The sequence below is a fragment of the Citrobacter sp. Cm046 genome (assembly GCF_030333065.1).
Taxonomy (GTDB): Bacteria; Pseudomonadota; Gammaproteobacteria; order Enterobacterales; family Enterobacteriaceae; genus Citrobacter; species Citrobacter murliniae.
This window is the reverse complement of sequence record NZ_JAOWGP010000036.1, coordinates 15,605-30,866: the sequence shown is the minus strand read 5'-3', so window position 1 is coordinate 30,866 and position 15,262 is coordinate 15,605. Positions and strand designations below refer to the sequence as shown.

General features: G+C 48.6%; 15 protein-coding genes. 10 read left to right on the top strand and 5 right to left on the bottom strand.

The window, feature by feature from the left end; translation table 11 throughout:
- Nucleotides 1-2: 2 nt before the first annotated feature.
- Nucleotides 3-365: a flagellar hook-basal body complex protein FliE gene (gene fliE, locus OGX98_RS06810; RefSeq protein WP_045440121.1), complete on the bottom strand. Its 363-nt coding sequence runs from the start codon at nt 363-365 to the stop codon at nt 3-5.
- Between the two features lie 46 nt (nt 366-411).
- A complete protein-coding gene (locus OGX98_RS06805; RefSeq protein ID WP_286595024.1) occupies nt 412-1,398 on the bottom strand; it encodes a sigma-54 interaction domain-containing protein in 987 nt (328 codons plus the stop codon).
- Between the two features lie 610 nt (nt 1,399-2,008).
- On the opposite strand from OGX98_RS06805, the gene OGX98_RS06800 reads away from it, so the two are divergent.
- From OGX98_RS06800 to OGX98_RS06770, 7 genes are read left to right on the top strand one after another with little or no spacing between them, the layout of a single operon-like run.
- Nucleotides 2,009-2,872 carry a FliM/FliN family flagellar motor switch protein gene (locus OGX98_RS06800; protein ID WP_286595022.1) on the top strand — a complete coding sequence of 288 codons (864 nt, stop codon included), beginning with the start codon at nt 2,009-2,011 and terminating at the stop codon, nt 2,870-2,872.
- Entirely contained in the window at nt 2,865-3,236 is a 372-nt protein-coding gene (locus OGX98_RS06795) for a FliM/FliN family flagellar motor switch protein (RefSeq protein ID WP_045440114.1), read from the top strand. Before OGX98_RS06800 ends, OGX98_RS06795 begins: the two co-directional genes overlap by 8 nt.
- Nucleotides 3,233-3,991 (top strand): flagellar type III secretion system pore protein FliP, encoded by a 759-nt coding sequence (gene fliP, locus OGX98_RS06790; protein WP_045440112.1) that lies wholly within the window; start codon nt 3,233-3,235, stop codon nt 3,989-3,991. The genes OGX98_RS06795 and fliP overlap by 4 nt, the downstream gene beginning before the upstream one ends.
- Nucleotides 3,992-4,003: 12 nt before the next feature.
- Entirely contained in the window at nt 4,004-4,276 is a 273-nt protein-coding gene (locus OGX98_RS06785; protein WP_045440110.1) for a flagellar biosynthetic protein FliQ, read from the top strand.
- A 1-nt stretch (nt 4,277) separates the two neighbouring features.
- Nucleotides 4,278-5,060, top strand: a complete 783-nt coding sequence (fliR, locus tag OGX98_RS06780; RefSeq protein ID WP_045440107.1) for a flagellar biosynthetic protein FliR — start codon at nt 4,278-4,280, stop codon at nt 5,058-5,060.
- Nucleotides 5,050-6,189 carry a flagellar biosynthesis protein FlhB gene (gene flhB, locus OGX98_RS06775; protein WP_045440105.1) on the top strand — a complete coding sequence of 380 codons (1,140 nt, stop codon included), beginning with the start codon at nt 5,050-5,052 and terminating at the stop codon, nt 6,187-6,189. Before fliR ends, flhB begins: the two co-directional genes overlap by 11 nt.
- Nucleotides 6,173-8,266 carry a flagellar biosynthesis protein FlhA gene (locus OGX98_RS06770; protein WP_045440103.1) on the top strand — a complete coding sequence of 698 codons (2,094 nt, stop codon included), beginning with the start codon at nt 6,173-6,175 and terminating at the stop codon, nt 8,264-8,266. The genes flhB and OGX98_RS06770 overlap by 17 nt, the downstream gene beginning before the upstream one ends.
- A gap of 38 nt (nt 8,267-8,304) precedes the next feature.
- Here the strand turns inward: OGX98_RS06770 and OGX98_RS06765 are convergent, their stop codons facing one another.
- Nucleotides 8,305-9,066, bottom strand: coding sequence for a C40 family peptidase (locus OGX98_RS06765; protein WP_045440100.1), 762 nt, complete (start codon nt 9,064-9,066; stop codon nt 8,305-8,307).
- 338 nt (nt 9,067-9,404) lie between these two features.
- Here OGX98_RS06765 and dpaA point away from each other — a divergent pair, with 338 nt between their 5' ends.
- Entirely contained in the window at nt 9,405-10,145 is a 741-nt protein-coding gene (gene dpaA / locus OGX98_RS06760; protein WP_045440098.1) for a peptidoglycan meso-diaminopimelic acid protein amidase, read from the top strand.
- On the opposite strand, the gene OGX98_RS06755 is transcribed toward dpaA, so the two are convergent.
- Entirely contained in the window at nt 10,116-10,883 is a 768-nt protein-coding gene (locus tag OGX98_RS06755) for a class II glutamine amidotransferase (RefSeq protein WP_045440090.1), read from the bottom strand. The two genes, dpaA and OGX98_RS06755, sit on opposite strands and share 30 nt — an antisense overlap.
- A 213-nt stretch (nt 10,884-11,096) precedes the next feature.
- On the bottom strand, nt 11,097-11,675 hold the full coding sequence (gene lpcA / locus OGX98_RS06750; RefSeq protein WP_286595021.1) for a D-sedoheptulose 7-phosphate isomerase: 579 nt from the start codon (nt 11,673-11,675) through the stop codon (nt 11,097-11,099).
- Between the two features lie 239 nt (nt 11,676-11,914).
- On the opposite strand from lpcA, the gene fadE reads away from it, so the two are divergent.
- The gene (fadE, locus tag OGX98_RS06745) at nt 11,915-14,359 is read left to right on the top strand and encodes an acyl-CoA dehydrogenase FadE (protein ID WP_286595020.1); all 2,445 of its coding nucleotides are present in this window, start codon (nt 11,915-11,917) and stop codon (nt 14,357-14,359) included.
- Nucleotides 14,360-14,468: 109 nt separating this feature from the next.
- Complete coding sequence (locus OGX98_RS06740) at nt 14,469-15,236, top strand: amidohydrolase (RefSeq protein ID WP_048222014.1); 768 nt, start codon at nt 14,469-14,471, stop codon at nt 15,234-15,236.
- Nucleotides 15,237-15,262: the final 26 nt, after the last annotated feature.

Below are 15,262 nucleotides of genomic sequence, written 5' to 3'. Positions count from 1 at the left end.
CGTTAGACTGACATGTTCATCAGGTCATTGAATCCGGAAGCGATTTTATTTCTTACCTGTACCAGCGCGGAGAAGGACAAAGACGCCTGCTGACCCGCAATCATTGCTCCCGCCAGGTCATCGCTTTTCCCCGTCTCAATAGCCGTTTGCTGTTGCTCCGCAACCTGCTGAAACTGATCAACATGGTTAAGCGCCCCTTGCAAGACCTGATTGAATGAAACCTGAGATGACGCCGACGGTGTGCCAACAACGTTAATCTGAATCGGCGAGAGTACGGGCGCCTGAGCGACCGTTTTCATTTGCTGCATGTCCTGCATCATCTGCGTTTGCATCGTACTGGCTGGGGTGATCGTATTTATGCTCATGACCTACTCTTAAAATGAAAAAGCGCTCTATGTACAACAGACTGATTCAGGAGAAGATTTCTATTCCCTGTTTTCGCATTGACGCCAGACGATAGCGAAGCGCACGCGGGGTAATTCCTAATAAATCAGCAATCTTTGTTTTATTGCCCTGATATTTGCGCATCAGATCAGCAATGTATTGATACTGCGCACTGCGACCATGCTGGCCCAGATTGTCGCTTTCAGTTAATTGCAAACTGGGTTTAGGATGCCATTCCGGTTCGCTCCAGGAATCCGACTCAATTGACGGAAGACCTAAAGTGTCGGGATAAATCACCCCATCACGATTAAGGATCATGCCCCTTTGAATGGCATTTTCTAGCTGGCGTACATTTCCCGGCCACGCATAACTGAGTAATGCACGTCGTGATGATTCAGAGAGTTTGATATTCTTAGCCAGAACCGTGGAGTATTTTTTAATAAAGGACTCAGCCAGCGGGATAATATCTTCCATACGATCACGCAAAGGTGGCATAGTCACAGGAATCACTGATAAACGATAATAGAGATCCTCTCTAAATCGCCCCGCAGCAACCTCTTTTTCAAGATTCTTATTGGTACAGGCAATTAAGCGGAAATTCAGTTTTATTAAACGATTGCTGCCTAAACGTTCAACCTGTTGTTCCTGCAATACACGCAATATCTTAGCCTGCAGTGCTAAAGGCATATCACCGATCTCATCGAGCAGCAGCGTTCCATTATTGGCTAATTCCATTTTCCCCGGTACGGTTGCAACGGCTCCCGTAAACGCACCTTTGTCATAACCAAACAAAGTTGCCTCGAGCATATTTTCAGGAATAGCGGCACAGTTAACACCGATATAAGGTGCACATTGGTCCTGCGGAAACGCAATAGAATGTATAAACTTGGCAACACATTCTTTACCTGTTCCCGTTTCACCATGAATAAGGACAGGAACATTAAAAGCAGCGATTCGCCTGGCCAGTGAAAAGGCATTGATGCTGGAAGCTGCTTCGGCAATAAGTTCAAACATGATTATCTTACACTTAGAAGTAAAGTTAACGTCCATTACGAGAAATATATAAATCATTCCAAAACACAATCATCGAATAATATAGATATCGCCCGTGCCGTGTTTTAATCTCATCCTTGCTCATGTTTTACCGCGCTCTCAAAGCGTGGTCTTACCCAAGACTATGCTCAAATAAGGTTTTTCCTAAAAAAATACTACCACTGGTGGCGAAAACAATTATGAATTAAAAGATAATAAAAACATTATTCATTCAAAAACAGCAAGTTACAAAACCAACAGATCAAAAAACAAACAATCACAACGTACTAAAAGGCTTAAGTCTGAAAGAGGCGAACATCACGAATACGTAATTAATTATTTTTTAATTATAGGATCAGGATATTAATAACTTGCAGAAGAAGAAGACAGACTATCTAATGATAATCCCGCATCAAAGACGATCGTGGGCAGAGCATTTCATACGTTAGAACATTTCATACGTTAATGAACTCCAACAAGAGAATAGCGTCAGGGATGAACAAAAAATTAAATGGATTTGTATTTTCTTCAATAACTGCGGGATTTGATATCAATTCATCCGCCCACAAAATTACAGCTGAGAACGTGTACCATGCTGAAATATAGTCAAACACCCGGGATCTTTAAACTTGAAGGGAACCGGCTTGGGCGTCCATATCATCGTCTGCCGACTATGTTTACGGGTAATTTTGATACAATTGAATCACATCTCGGAAACTATTTCCTGAAAAAGCATCGCACAAATATAACACTCAGAAAAATACATTGTGAAATGGATGTTATAAATAAAAGTGCTGAGTTGTTAGTTTCTCAGGTCGGTCACCTGGCTTTTGATATAGATCGTTCGTTATTGTTAATGCTGTTAGGCAACTTTTACGGTTTGACATCATCACTGACTGACGAAACGCCGCAAGATGATCTACCGACAAAAACCGAAACCCGTCTGAAAAGCAGGCTGGCGTTGGATATCAGCAATATTATTTTTAATAAAAACATCTCTGGTATTCCACTCACACTCAAAGCCGACAGCAGTACAGTAAAAACACATTGGGCCTATCAGCTCACCTTTATACTAGGCGACGATGAGAATTGCAGTTTCAGAATCTTACTGGACGATTCACACACGGATTACATTCTGAATTTAATTCGTCGTAGTGAACACGGCGAGAAAAAGAAGCAGGTCGATAAGATTGATTCTGAAACGCGTAAAAAATCGCTAGTCAAAGAAATCATTAATACGCTACCGCTGACCATGAATGTAAAGATTGCAGAGATCCCCTTAAATGTCGCCGACCTGACAACGATTAAGCCTGGGGACATTTTACCTATTGCGATGCCTGATAGCTTCCCTGTTTATATCGGGAAATCCGAATTATTTAATGCCCTGATCGTAGAAGATAAAGACAAACTGTTTTTATCCGAGTTAACGAGTAAGACTGAGAAATCCTATGAGTAAGCAAGAAGATATTTTAGAGCAAGGTTTCGAGTTAGCACCTGAAACCACAACGCCGCCCACTGCGTCAGTTACCGAAACACTGGTCGCGCGTTTAGAAGATCGTTTTTCAGAGTCGATGACGTTACTTAAACGCATTCCGGTGACATTAACACTGGAAGTCTCTTCCGTCGAAATCATGCTGTCCGATCTGCTGAATATTGACGACGATACCGTGATTGAAATGGATAAACTCGCCGGCGAACCTCTGGATATAAAAGTAAATAATATCCTGTTAGGTAAAGCTGAAGTGGTGGTGGTCAACGAAAAGTATGGCCTGCGCGTCCTTGAATTCAACACTCATGAAATCAATGACCTGGCACCATGAAACTCGCGTCAAAACTCACACTCACGCTGGGTATCTCATTACTCATCCTTTCTCCCTTTGCCTGCGCGCAAGGGGGAGAAATCACATTGCTGAACGTGATTTCTCACGGTAATAGCCAGGAATACAGCGTAAAAATACAGGTTCTGCTTCTGATGACCCTTGTGGGTATTCTGCCTACATTGGTACTCATGATGACCTGTTTTACACGCTTTATTATCGTGTTATCGCTATTACGCCAGGCATTGGGTCTGCAGCAAACACCGCCAAACCGCATACTTATTGGTATAGCGTTGGCATTAACCATGCTGGTTATGCGCCCAATCTGGATAAACATCTACGATCACGCCGTTGTTCCTTTTGAAAACGATCAGCTAACGCTCCCTGACGCACTAAGCACTGCCGCTGCGCCGCTGAAGCGCTTTATGCTGGCGCAGACCAACAAAAAAGCGATAACACAGATCATGACCATCGCCAATGCGCAAGGTAACGCCGCCGATCAGGATCTTTCTATTGTGGTGCCAGCCTACGTCCTCAGCGAACTCAAAACGGCCTTCCAGATCGGTTTCATGATTTACATCCCGTTCCTTGTGATCGACCTGATCGTAGCCAGCGTATTAATGGCGATGGGGATGATGATGCTTTCTCCGTTGATCGTTTCCCTGCCCTTTAAGCTCATGCTTTTCGTGCTTATTGACGGGTGGGCGCTCACCGTTGGCACACTCACCTCCAGCATTCGCGGTCTGGGTCTGGGCTAACGGGGATCAGATATGTTAACCATTGATGTAGCAGCAGATATTGTCGCCAGCGGTATAAAGGTCGTGATTATTTTAGTCTGCGTATTGGTCGTTCCGAGCCTGTTGGTGGGTATCCTGGTCAGCATTTTCCAGGCGGTAACACAGATTAATGAACAAACGCTCAGTTTCTTACCCAGACTGATTGTCACCCTGGCCGTACTGGGTATTTGCGGGAAATGGATGATCGTCCAGTTAAGCGATCTCTGCGTTCATCTGTTCACTCAGGCCGCCATTTTGGTGCATTGAAATGCGCGAAACAGACATCACACAGTTAAGCAGCCTGATACTGGGCATGTGGTTTCCATTCGTGCGCATTATGGCGTTTATTCGCTATGTGCCGGTACTGGATAACGCAGCACTGACGATCCGCGTACGCATTATTCTTTCGCTGATGCTGGCCTTCATCATCACGCCGTTGGTCCCTCATCCCGTTCCCGACAGTCTGCTGTCGATAAACAGCATTATTTTAACCGTGGAGCAGATCCTGTGGGGAATGCTTTTCGGCCTGATGCTGCAGTTTTTATTTCTGGCACTCCAGCTGGCCGGTCAGATCCTCTCATTCAATATGGGGATGAGTATGGCCGTGATGAACGATCCCAGCAGCGGCGCGTCAACCACGGTGTTGGCAGAAATGATCAACATTTACGCCGTGATTTTGTTTTTTGCCATGGACGGGCATCTATTGCTGGTGAGTATTCTGTTCAAGAGTTTTACCTGGTGGCCAATTGGCAATGCGCTGCATCCGCAGTCGTTACGCACAATTTCTCTGGCGCTGGGCTGGGTGTTAGCTGCAGCTACGCTGCTCGCACTCCCGACCACGTTTATTATGCTGGTCGTACAAGGCTGCTTTGGTTTGCTTAACCGCATCGCCCCGCCATTAAACCTGTACTCGTTAGGCTTCCCCATCAACATGCTGGCCGGCCTGGTGTGTTTTGCCACTTTGCTTTACAACCTGCCCGATCACTATCTGCATCTGGCGAATTTTGTTCTGCAACAGCTCGACGCGCTGAAGGGGCACTATGGCGGATAACGGCAGCGAAGAAAAAACAGAAAAACCCTCGTCGCAAAAACTTCGCAAAGCCAGACAAGAGGGTCAAATTCCGCGTTCAAAAGACATGGGCCTTGCTGCCAGTCTTTTTGCCGCCTTTATGGTGATTTCCAGTAGTTTCCCATGGTATGAAGATTTCGTGCGCGAAAGCTTCACCAGCGTGCATCAGTATGCACAAGATATTAATAATCCAGACATTATCGGGCAATTTCTTGAGCATCATCTACTGATTTTAGGGAAATTCATCCTGACGCTACTCCCCATGCCCGTCGCCGCCCTGTTTGCCTCACTGGTGCCCGGCGGATGGCTATTTCTACCGAAGAAAATTTTGCCAGACTTCAGCAAACTAAGCCCGCTGAAAGGGATCGGTCGCCTGTTTTCAACGGACCACCTTATTGATACTGGAAAAATGACGCTGAAAGCATTAGTCCTGCTCGTGATGTTGTGGATTAGCCTGCGCAACAATTTCGCAGCGTTCCTTGGGTTACAGGAGTTGTTCTTTAAGCAGGCCATTACCGAAGGGTTATCGCTTTATAGCAGCGTGATGCGCAACTTTGTCATCCTGTTTATTTTCTTTGCCCTGCTTGATGTTCCTCTGAGCAAAAAAATGTTCCTCAAAGGACTGAAGATGACCAAGCAGGAAATTAAAGAAGAGTACAAAAATCAGGAAGGTAAGCCAGAAGTTAAGGCCAGGATCCGCCGTCTACAGCGTCAAATGGCGATGGGTCAAATTCGTAAAGTGGTTCCAAAAGCCGATGTGGTGATCACTAACCCAACACATTACGCCGTGGCCCTCCAGTATGACCAGGCTCGTGCCGCCGCCCCTTTCGTTGTCGCGAAAGGGACCGATGAAATTGCATTGTATATCCGTCAGGTGGCAGCAGAAAACAAGATCGAAATTGTTGAATTTCCAAAACTGGCGCGCTCTGTTTATTACACCACCCAGATCAATCAACAAATCCCTTTTCAACTGTATCGGGCGATTGCACACGTCCTGACCTACGTACTGCAAATGAAACACTGGCGTGACGGTTCACAGGCACGCCCATCACTGAACAGACATATTTCCATTCCTAAAGAGGTTCTTAAACTGGATGCCGAAAACAACTAAGCAATTCCTCGCGCTATTGCGCAACGGTAATATCGGCGTGCCGCTGGTTATCCTGTCCATCCTGGCGATGGTGATCCTGCCATTACCTCCCGCCCTGCTGGATATTCTGTTCACCTTTAACATCGTGCTGGCGGTGATGGTGTTGTTGGTGGCTGTTTCTGCGAAACGTCCGCTCGAATTCAGCCTGTTTCCAACCGTCCTGCTGATCACCACGCTGATGCGACTGACGCTGAACGTGGCGTCAACACGTGTGGTTTTGCTCCATGGTCATATGGGAGCAGGTGCCGCCGGTAAAGTCATTGAGTCCTTTGGACAGGTGGTGATTGGCGGTAACTTTGTGGTCGGTTTTGTGGTGTTCATCATCCTGATGATCATCAACTTTATTGTGGTCACCAAAGGTGCGGAACGTATCTCCGAAGTTTCGGCTCGCTTTACGCTGGATGCCATGCCCGGTAAGCAGATGGCGATTGATGCCGATCTGAACGCAGGATTAATTAACCAGGCACAAGCGCAAATTCGACGTAAGGACGTGGCGGGAGAAGCCGATTTCTATGGCGCAATGGATGGCGCGTCTAAGTTTGTCCGTGGAGACGCCATCGCCGGGATGATGATTCTGGCCATCAACCTGATAGGCGGCGTCTGTATTGGGATATTTAAATATGACTTAAGTGCCGAAGCGGCATTCCAGCAATACGTACTGATGACCATCGGTGACGGTCTGGTCGCACAAATCCCATCTCTGCTGCTGTCAACGGCTGCGGCGATTATCGTGACGCGCGTGAGCGACAGTGGTGATATTGCTACTGACGTGCGCAGCCAGTTGCTGGCAAGCCCATCCGTCCTTTATACCGCCACCAGCATTATGTTTGTGCTGGCGATTGTTCCGGGCATGCCCCACTTTCCGTTTCTGGTTTTCAGCGCCCTGCTGGGGTTCACCGCCTGGCGCATGAGCAAACGCCCGAAGGTTGCTGAGACCGAAGAGAAAAATCTCGAAACGCTGACCAAGACCATTGCCGAAACCACCGAGCAACAGGTCAGTTGGGAGACGATTCCTTTAATTGAACCCATTAGCCTGAGTCTGGGGTATAAGCTGGTGTCGCTGGTGGATAAATCAAAAGGGAATCCTCTTACCCAACGAATTCGCGGTGTGCGGCAGGTTATTTCAGACAGTAATGGCGTTTTGCTGCCAGAAATTCGCATCCGTGAAAACTTCAGGCTAAAACCAACGCAATACGCTATTTTCATCAATGGCATTAAAGCTGATGAGGCGGATATTCCATCGGATAAGTTGATGGCGCTGCCCTCCAGCGAAACCTATGGCGAGATCGACGGCATTTTAGGACACGATCCGGCATACGGAATGCCCGTTACCTGGATTGCGGCTGCGCAAAAAGCAAAGGCTTTAAATATGGGGTATCAGGTGATCGATAGCGCCAGCGTTATTGCCACCCATGTGAATAAGGTTATTCGCGGGCATATCCCTGACCTGTTTAACTATGACGATATTACTCAGTTACATAACCGCCTGTCATCGATGGCACCACGCCTGGCAGAAGATCTTAATACGGCGTTGAATTACAGCCAGCTGTTGAAGGTATATCGTACGCTGCTAATCGAAGGGGTATCCTTACGCGATATCGTCACCATTGCCACCGTACTGGTCGCCAGCAGTGCCGTGACGAAGGATCACATTCTGCTGACGGCTGATGTACGTCTGGCGCTGCGTCGCAGCATCACACACCCGTTTATCCGTAAAGATGAGCTGGCTGTCTATACGCTCAATAATGAACTGGAGAATTTGCTCTCTAATGTGGTCAATCAGGCGCAACAAAGCGGAAAAGTGATGCTCGACAGCGTACCGGTCGATCCGAATATGCTCAATCAGTTCCAGACCAATATGCCGCAGATTAAAGAGCAAATGAAAGCGGCGGGTAAAGAACCCGTGCTGTTAGTCGCCCCACAATTACGCCCTCTGCTCGCCCGCTACGCACGGCTATTTGCGCCAGGCTTACAGGTGCTGTCTTACAACGAAGTCCCGGATGAACTGGAATTAAAAATCATGGGAGCGTTGAGTTAACGATTCCCCAGGCGGTAATGAAAATACCGCCTTTTTTATTACAGGATAGTGTTTTCCGTCAGAATACGGCGGGCGCCGAGATAATGATCCTGCCAGAAAGGATCGGCTAAATTGCTGACCCGAATGGTTTCTCCCGTACGCGGTGATTCAATGAATTGCCCCTGCCCCAAATAAACGCCCATATGATCGGCAATATCCTGGCTGTGAATATGAAAAAACAGCAAATCGCCACGACGGATATCGCGATGAGAGACAATGGTCGCCCGGCGATAGTGATACATTTCATTTGCGGTGCGGGGTAGCTTCGCCGCCAGAATTTTATTGTAGGCATAAAAAATCAACCCACTGCAATCAAACCCCTCATCCGGGCTGGTCCCCCCCCATTGGTAAGGCTTGCCCAGTTGCTGCTCAAGACGATGAATCGCCACCTCAGTGATATTGTGCAAGTGATCACTACTGAGAAAATGGTCGTTCTCTGCCAGTTCCTGCCAGCGATGGTCGCTGGCTTTAAGCGGACCAGGAAACCACTCCGGGTGCTGTTTAATCAGAACACGGTTTTGCTGGCGTAGTGCTCTTTTGCTTTCTGCGTTTCCTTCCACAATGTAACCCGCCTGCTTTTTTAGCTGTGTATGATACTGCTTCAGCAGTCGGGTGCGGTTACGCATACGCAATTGCGCCGCATAGCTTAAGTGCGCGTCGGATAAGGAAGGTTGAACTTTGGCTGCTGAGGATACGGAAAACACGACACACAAAGACAGCAGGCCCGGCAAAAAGCGTCGGGGAGAGGATGCAAAAAACATGAAAAAAAGAATACCTGGTCAAACACGTTCGTCGCAGTCTACTGCTATTGCCGATCGAACCGTTTTAATATTTGATTATTAAATAATTAATATTATTAATTCAATATATTAGCGTTGATGTATTCTGCTTGCTCCACGTATTCCGCGCCCCGACAAAATAGGCCAGTGTCTGACTGCTTCTAATCCCAATTTTCAGTATAAGGTGTAAACGCCTCACGAGAGACTTGCGAAAAACTTTCTTGGTGCTAATGTGAGCGCTCCAAATCCAGATTTTTCTGATTTGGGGACTCTTTTTGCCGTCCTGGCGTGTGTAACCGTTTTATCAAGGAACAAGCAGTATGCGTAAAATCGCATTTTTTCTTGCGATGCTTTTGATGCCGTGCGTCTCATTTGCCGGTTTGCTGAGCAGCAGTAGCCCGACCACGCCAATCAGCAAAGAATATAAGCAGCAATTGATGGGATCTCCTGTCTATATTCAGATCTTCAAAGAAGAACGAACGCTTGATCTGTACGTTAAGATGGGTGAACAGTATCAATTGCTCGACAGTTACAAGATCTGTAACTATTCCGGTGGCTTGGGACCAAAACAGCGTCAGGGTGATTTTAAAAGTCCGGAAGGGTTTTACAGCGTACAGCGCGGTCAGCTCAAGCCGGATAGTCGCTTCTATAAAGCGATTAATATTGGCTTTCCCAACGCCTACGATCGTGCTCATGGTTACGAAGGTAAATACCTGATGATCCATGGTGCCTGCGTTTCCGTCGGCTGTTACGCAATGACCGACAACGGCATTGATGAGATTTTCCAGTTTGTGACCGGTGCTCTGGTGTTCGGCCAGTCCAGTGTTCAGGTTAGCATTTACCCGTTCCGTATGACCGACGCGAATATGCAGCGCCATAAGTTTTCGTATTACAAAGACTTCTGGACGCAGCTAAAACCGGGATACGATTACTTTGAACAAACACGTAAGCCACCGACAGTGTCAGTCGTCGATGGCCGTTACGTTGTCAGCAAGCCGTTGAGTCACGAAGTGGTTCAGCCACAATTGGCGTCAAACTACACGCTCCCCGAGACAAAATAGCGCCCACTCGCCTGGCATGATCTTTTGCCAGGTTTCATTACCCGTCAGCGGCTGAGTGGCGATCACGGTGACCACATCATTAGGTGTGGTCTGCGAGCTAAAATCAATTTCGACATCCTGATCAAGCAGCGTAGCAACACCGAATGGCGCACGTCGGGTAATCCAGTACAAATTGGTCGAGCAGAAGGCCATCACATAGCGCCCGTCAGACAGCAGCATGTTGAAGACGCCTTTCTTACGTAGTTCCCCTGCCAGCACCGCAATATATTTAAACACTGCCGCCATGTTACCAGGCGTACGAGGATAACGTTCGACCAGTTTATGTAAGAGCCAGCAAAAGGCTTTCTCGCTGTCGGTTTCACCGACCGGGCGAAAATTCCCCGTTGCCAGTGACTTATAACCACTAAGCTGCCCGTTATGGGCATAGGTCCAGTTGCGGCCCCACAGTTCACGTGTGAAAGGGTGCGTATTTTCCAGCGCGACTTCACCACGATTTGCCTGGCGAATATGGGCAACGACGGAACAGGATTTGATGGGATAGTCTTGTACCAGTTTGGCGATAGGCGAATTAAAACTGGGTTGCGGATCTTTAAACGTACGGCAGCCCTTACCTTCATAAAACGTAATACCCCAGCCATCTTTGTGCGGCCCGGTACCTCCGCCGCGCTGAACCAGCCCGGTGAAGCTAAAGCAGATATCGGTTGGCACATTGGCGCTCATCCCGAGCAGTTCGCACATACATCACCTCCACAAACGCCTTAAAGCGGGAAGGCGTAATTGTTGCAGCCAGTTTGGATTCAAAGTAGCAAATAAAACCGCTTCCTATACCCTAAATAATTCGAGTTGCAGGTAGGCGGCAAGGGAGGAAATCCCCAGGAGCATAGATAACTATGTGACTGGGGTTTCTGAGTGCAGCCAACGCACCTGCAGCTTGAAGTATGACGGGTATAGTTATTTAACCATCTCTTTTTCGATAAGCTGAATCAGGATATGAATCACTTTAATGTGAATTTCCTGAATTCGATCAGCATAACCAAAGTGCGGAACACGAATTTCAATATCTGCGCTACCCGCCATTTTCCCGCCATCTTTCCCGGTCAGGGTAATGACTTTCATGCCCTTCTCGCGAGCAGCGGTAATCGCTTTAATCACGTTTCCAGAGTTACCTGAGGTCGAAATACCTAACAGGACATCACTCTCACGCCCCACCGCTTCGACATAGCGAGAGAAAATATAATCGTAACCGAAATCGTTGCCGACGCAGGAGATATGGCTGACGTCAGAGATAGCGATAGCCGGGTAGCCGGGACGGTTTTCGCGATAGCGCCCGGTTAGCTCTTCGGCAAAGTGCATTGCATCACAATGGGAGCCGCCGTTACCGCAGGAAAGTACCTTGCCACCCGCTTTAAAACTGTCTGCCAACAGGACCGCCGCGCGCTGAATGGCGTGAATATTGGCGTCATCTTTAAGAAAATTAGCCAGCGTTTCCGCCGCTTCGCTCAGTTCGTTACGAATAAGATCCTGGTACATGAGGATATCCTTCAGCATGAATGTAAATGACAAGATGCAGTGTACCGGATAGCGCTACGAGCGAGAAGTACAAGCCACAGGAATGCCCATGGCTTTTGATTTTTTGTGCCGGTCAAAACAGCAACAATGTGAACCCTGTTGTAATTATTTTGTAAAATTATTGCTAAAAGAATTCACATACACTACAACCATATCATCACAAGTGGTCAGACCTCCTACAAGCAAGGGAGCTTTTCGTTATGATGATTTTGAGTATTATCGCTACGGTTGTTCTGCTCAGCGTACTGTTTTATCACTGCGTGAGCTTATTCCTCAGCAGCTTAATTTTGCTCGCCTGGACAGCGGCGCTTGGCGTCGCTGGCCTGTGGTCGGTCTGGCTGCTGGTTCCTCTGGCCATTATTCTCGTACCGTTTAACTTTACGCCGATGCGCAAATCGATGATCTCCGCACCGGTATTCCGCGGTTTTCGTAAAGTCATGCCGCCGATGTCACGTACTGAGAAAGAAGCAATTGATGCCGGTACCACCTGGTGGGAAGGAGATCTGTTCCAGGGTAAACCTGACTGGAAAAAATTGCACAGCTACCCTCAGCCACACCTGACGGCAGAAGAACAGGCTTTTATTGATGGTCCGGTAGAAGAAGCATGCCGTATGGCAAACGACTTCCAGATCACCCATGAATTAGCCGATCTGCCGCCGGAATTATGGGCTTACCTGAAAGAACACCGTTTCTTCGCGATGATCATTAAGAAAGAGTACGGCGGACTGGAATTCTCCGCATATGCTCAGGCCCGCGTTCTGCAGAAACTTTCCGGTGTTTCCGGGATCCTGGCGATCACTGTCGGCGTGCCTAACTCCTTAGGCCCTGGTGAACTGCTGCAACATTACGGCACTGAAGAACAGAAAAACCATTATTTGCCACGCCTGGCGCGTGGGCAGGAAATTCCTTGCTTTGCACTGACCAGCCCGGAAGCCGGTTCCGATGCAGGTGCAATTCCTGATACCGGTGTAGTTTGCATGGGTGAATGGCAAGGTCAGCAGGTATTAGGTATGCGCCTGACCTGGAACAAACGCTATATCACTCTGGCCCCTATCGCTACCGTGCTGGGTCTGGCGTTTAAACTCTCTGACCCAGAAAAACTGCTGGGTGGTGAAGAGGACCTGGGTATTACCTGCGCACTGATCCCAACGTCTACGCCTGGGGTGGAAATTGGTCGTCGCCACTTCCCGTTGAACGTCCCGTTCCAGAACGGTCCGACGCTGGGTAAAGATGTTTTTGTACCGATTGATTACATTATCGGTGGACCGAAAATGGCCGGTCAGGGCTGGCGTATGCTGGTGGAATGCCTGTCTGTCGGTCGTGGTATTACTCTGCCGTCTAACTCTACAGGTGGCGTCAAATCTGTTGCGATGGCAACGGGTGCTTACGCCCATATTCGTCGCCAGTTCAAAATCTCTATCGGCAAGATGGAAGGTATTGAAGAGCCACTGGCACGTATTGCGGGTAACGCCTATGTGATGGACGCTGCTGCGTCGCTGATTACCTACGGCATTATGCTCGGCGAAAAACCGGCGGTGCTGTCAGCTATCGTGAAATATCACTGTACCCACCGCGGACAGCAGTCAATCATCGATGCGATGGATATTACTGGCGGTAAAGGCATTATGCTTGGGGAAAGCAACTTCCTGGCGCGTGCTTATCAGGGCGCACCTATCGCCATCACCGTTGAAGGCGCGAACATTCTGACCCGTAGCATGATGATCTTCGGCCAGGGCGCGATTCGCTGCCATCCTTATGTCCTGGAAGAGATGGCTGCCGCACAAAGCAACGACGTCAATGCGTTCGACAAACTGCTGTTCAAACACATTGGTCATGTTGGCAGTAATAAAGTGCGCAGTTTCTGGCTTGGCCTGACTCGCGGGTTAACCAGCAGCACGCCGACTGGCGATGCCACTAAACGTTACTATCAGCACCTGAACCGTCTGAGCGCGAACCTGGCCTTACTCTCAGACGTATCCATGGCCGTACTGGGCGGTAGTCTGAAACGTCGCGAACGTATCTCAGCCCGACTGGGCGATGTATTAAGTCAGCTGTACCTGGCCTCTGCCGTGCTGAAGCGTTATGACGATGAAGGCCGTAACGAAGCAGACCTGCCGCTGGTTCACTGGGGCGTACAGGATGCATTGTATAAGGCTGAACAGGCGATGGATGACCTGCTGAAAAACTTCCCGAACCGCCTGGTTGCCGGGTTGCTGAATGTGGTTATTTTCCCTACCGGGCGCCACTATCATGCACCGTCTGACAAGCTGGACCATAAAGTTGCGAAGATTTTGCAGATTCCAAGCGCCACGCGTTCTCGTCTTGGTCGCGGTCAGTACCTGACGCCAAGCGAGCACAACCCGGTTGGTTTACTGGAAGAAGCTTTGCTGGACGTGATTGCCGCCGATCCTATCCACCAGCGTATCTGTAAAGAGTTAGGTAAAAACCTGCCATTTACTCGTCTGGATGAACTGGCACGCAATGCTCTGGCAAAAGGTTTGATTGATAAAGACGAAGCTGCGATTCTGGTGAAAGCCGAAGAGAGCCGTCTGCGCAGTATCAACGTTGATGATTTTGAACCTGAAGCGCTGGCGACTCAGCCGGTAAAGCTGCCAGAGAAAGTGCGTAAAGTCGAAGCAGCATAACGCAAATGCTCGACTGCTAGCCCCGCTTATGGCGGGGCTTTTTATTGCCACATTTTTGTTAAAGCTCATGCTACAGTGTCAAAATAATGTTCAACGAGGAGCCTCGATCGTGCCTGGTTTGAAAATAACTCTGCTGCAACAACCACTGATCTGGATGGATGGCCCCGCTAATCTGCGCCATTTCGACAGACAACTGGAAACCGTCAACGGACGTGACGTCATTGTGTTACCTGAGATGTTTACCAGTGGATTTGCAATGGATGCAGCAACCAAATCGCTTTCGCAGGAAGAGGTTGTCAACTGGATGCATACCAAAGCGCAGCAGGCAAATGCCCTGATAGCAGGCAGCGTTGCGTTACAGTCAGAACGTGGTCCGGTAAATCGCTTTTTACTGGTTGAACCTGAGGGTCGAGTTCATCTCTATGATAAACGCCATCTGTTTCGCATGGCGGATGAACATCAGTATTATCAGGCAGGCGAAGAGCGCGTTATCTTTGAATGGCGTGGCTGGCGTATTCTGCCATTGATCTGTTATGACCTGCGTTTTCCGGTATGGTCACGTAATCGCAATGATTACGACCTGGCGTTATATGTCGCAAACTGGCCAGCGCCACGCTCAGTGCACTGGCAGGCGCTGCTTACCGCTCGAGCGATTGAAAATCAGGCTTATGTAGCAGGATGTAACCGCGTAGGCACTGACGGTAATGGTCATCATTATCGCGGCGACAGTCGGGTTATTAATCCGCAGGGTGAAATCATTGCGACCGCCGAGCCACATCAGGCAACGCGGATTGACGCAGAATTATCGCTCGCTATGCTGCGGGAGTATCGTGAGAAGTTTCCAGCCTGGCTGGATGCCGACGCATTCACGCTGTAGATATCGCCTTCTCCTGCTACGGCGCA

Coding starts and splice junctions, on each gene's coding strand:
- fliE (WP_045440121.1), bottom strand. CDS start 365: ATGAGCATAAATACGATCACCCCAGCCAGTACGATGCAAACGCAGATG.
- OGX98_RS06805 (WP_286595024.1), bottom strand. CDS start 1,398: ATGTTTGAACTTATTGCCGAAGCAGCTTCCAGCATCAATGCCTTTTCA.
- OGX98_RS06800 (WP_286595022.1), top strand. CDS start 2,009: ATGCTGAAATATAGTCAAACACCCGGGATCTTTAAACTTGAAGGGAAC.
- OGX98_RS06795 (WP_045440114.1), top strand. CDS start 2,865: ATGAGTAAGCAAGAAGATATTTTAGAGCAAGGTTTCGAGTTAGCACCT.
- fliP (WP_045440112.1), top strand. CDS start 3,233: ATGAAACTCGCGTCAAAACTCACACTCACGCTGGGTATCTCATTACTC.
- OGX98_RS06785 (WP_045440110.1), top strand. CDS start 4,004: ATGTTAACCATTGATGTAGCAGCAGATATTGTCGCCAGCGGTATAAAG.
- fliR (WP_045440107.1), top strand. CDS start 4,278: ATGCGCGAAACAGACATCACACAGTTAAGCAGCCTGATACTGGGCATG.
- flhB (WP_045440105.1), top strand. CDS start 5,050: ATGGCGGATAACGGCAGCGAAGAAAAAACAGAAAAACCCTCGTCGCAA.
- OGX98_RS06770 (WP_045440103.1), top strand. CDS start 6,173: ATGCCGAAAACAACTAAGCAATTCCTCGCGCTATTGCGCAACGGTAAT.
- OGX98_RS06765 (WP_045440100.1), bottom strand. CDS start 9,066: ATGTTTTTTGCATCCTCTCCCCGACGCTTTTTGCCGGGCCTGCTGTCT.
- dpaA (WP_045440098.1), top strand. CDS start 9,405: ATGCGTAAAATCGCATTTTTTCTTGCGATGCTTTTGATGCCGTGCGTC.
- OGX98_RS06755 (WP_045440090.1), bottom strand. CDS start 10,883: ATGTGCGAACTGCTCGGGATGAGCGCCAATGTGCCAACCGATATCTGC.
- lpcA (WP_286595021.1), bottom strand. CDS start 11,675: ATGTACCAGGATCTTATTCGTAACGAACTGAGCGAAGCGGCGGAAACG.
- fadE (WP_286595020.1), top strand. CDS start 11,915: ATGATGATTTTGAGTATTATCGCTACGGTTGTTCTGCTCAGCGTACTG.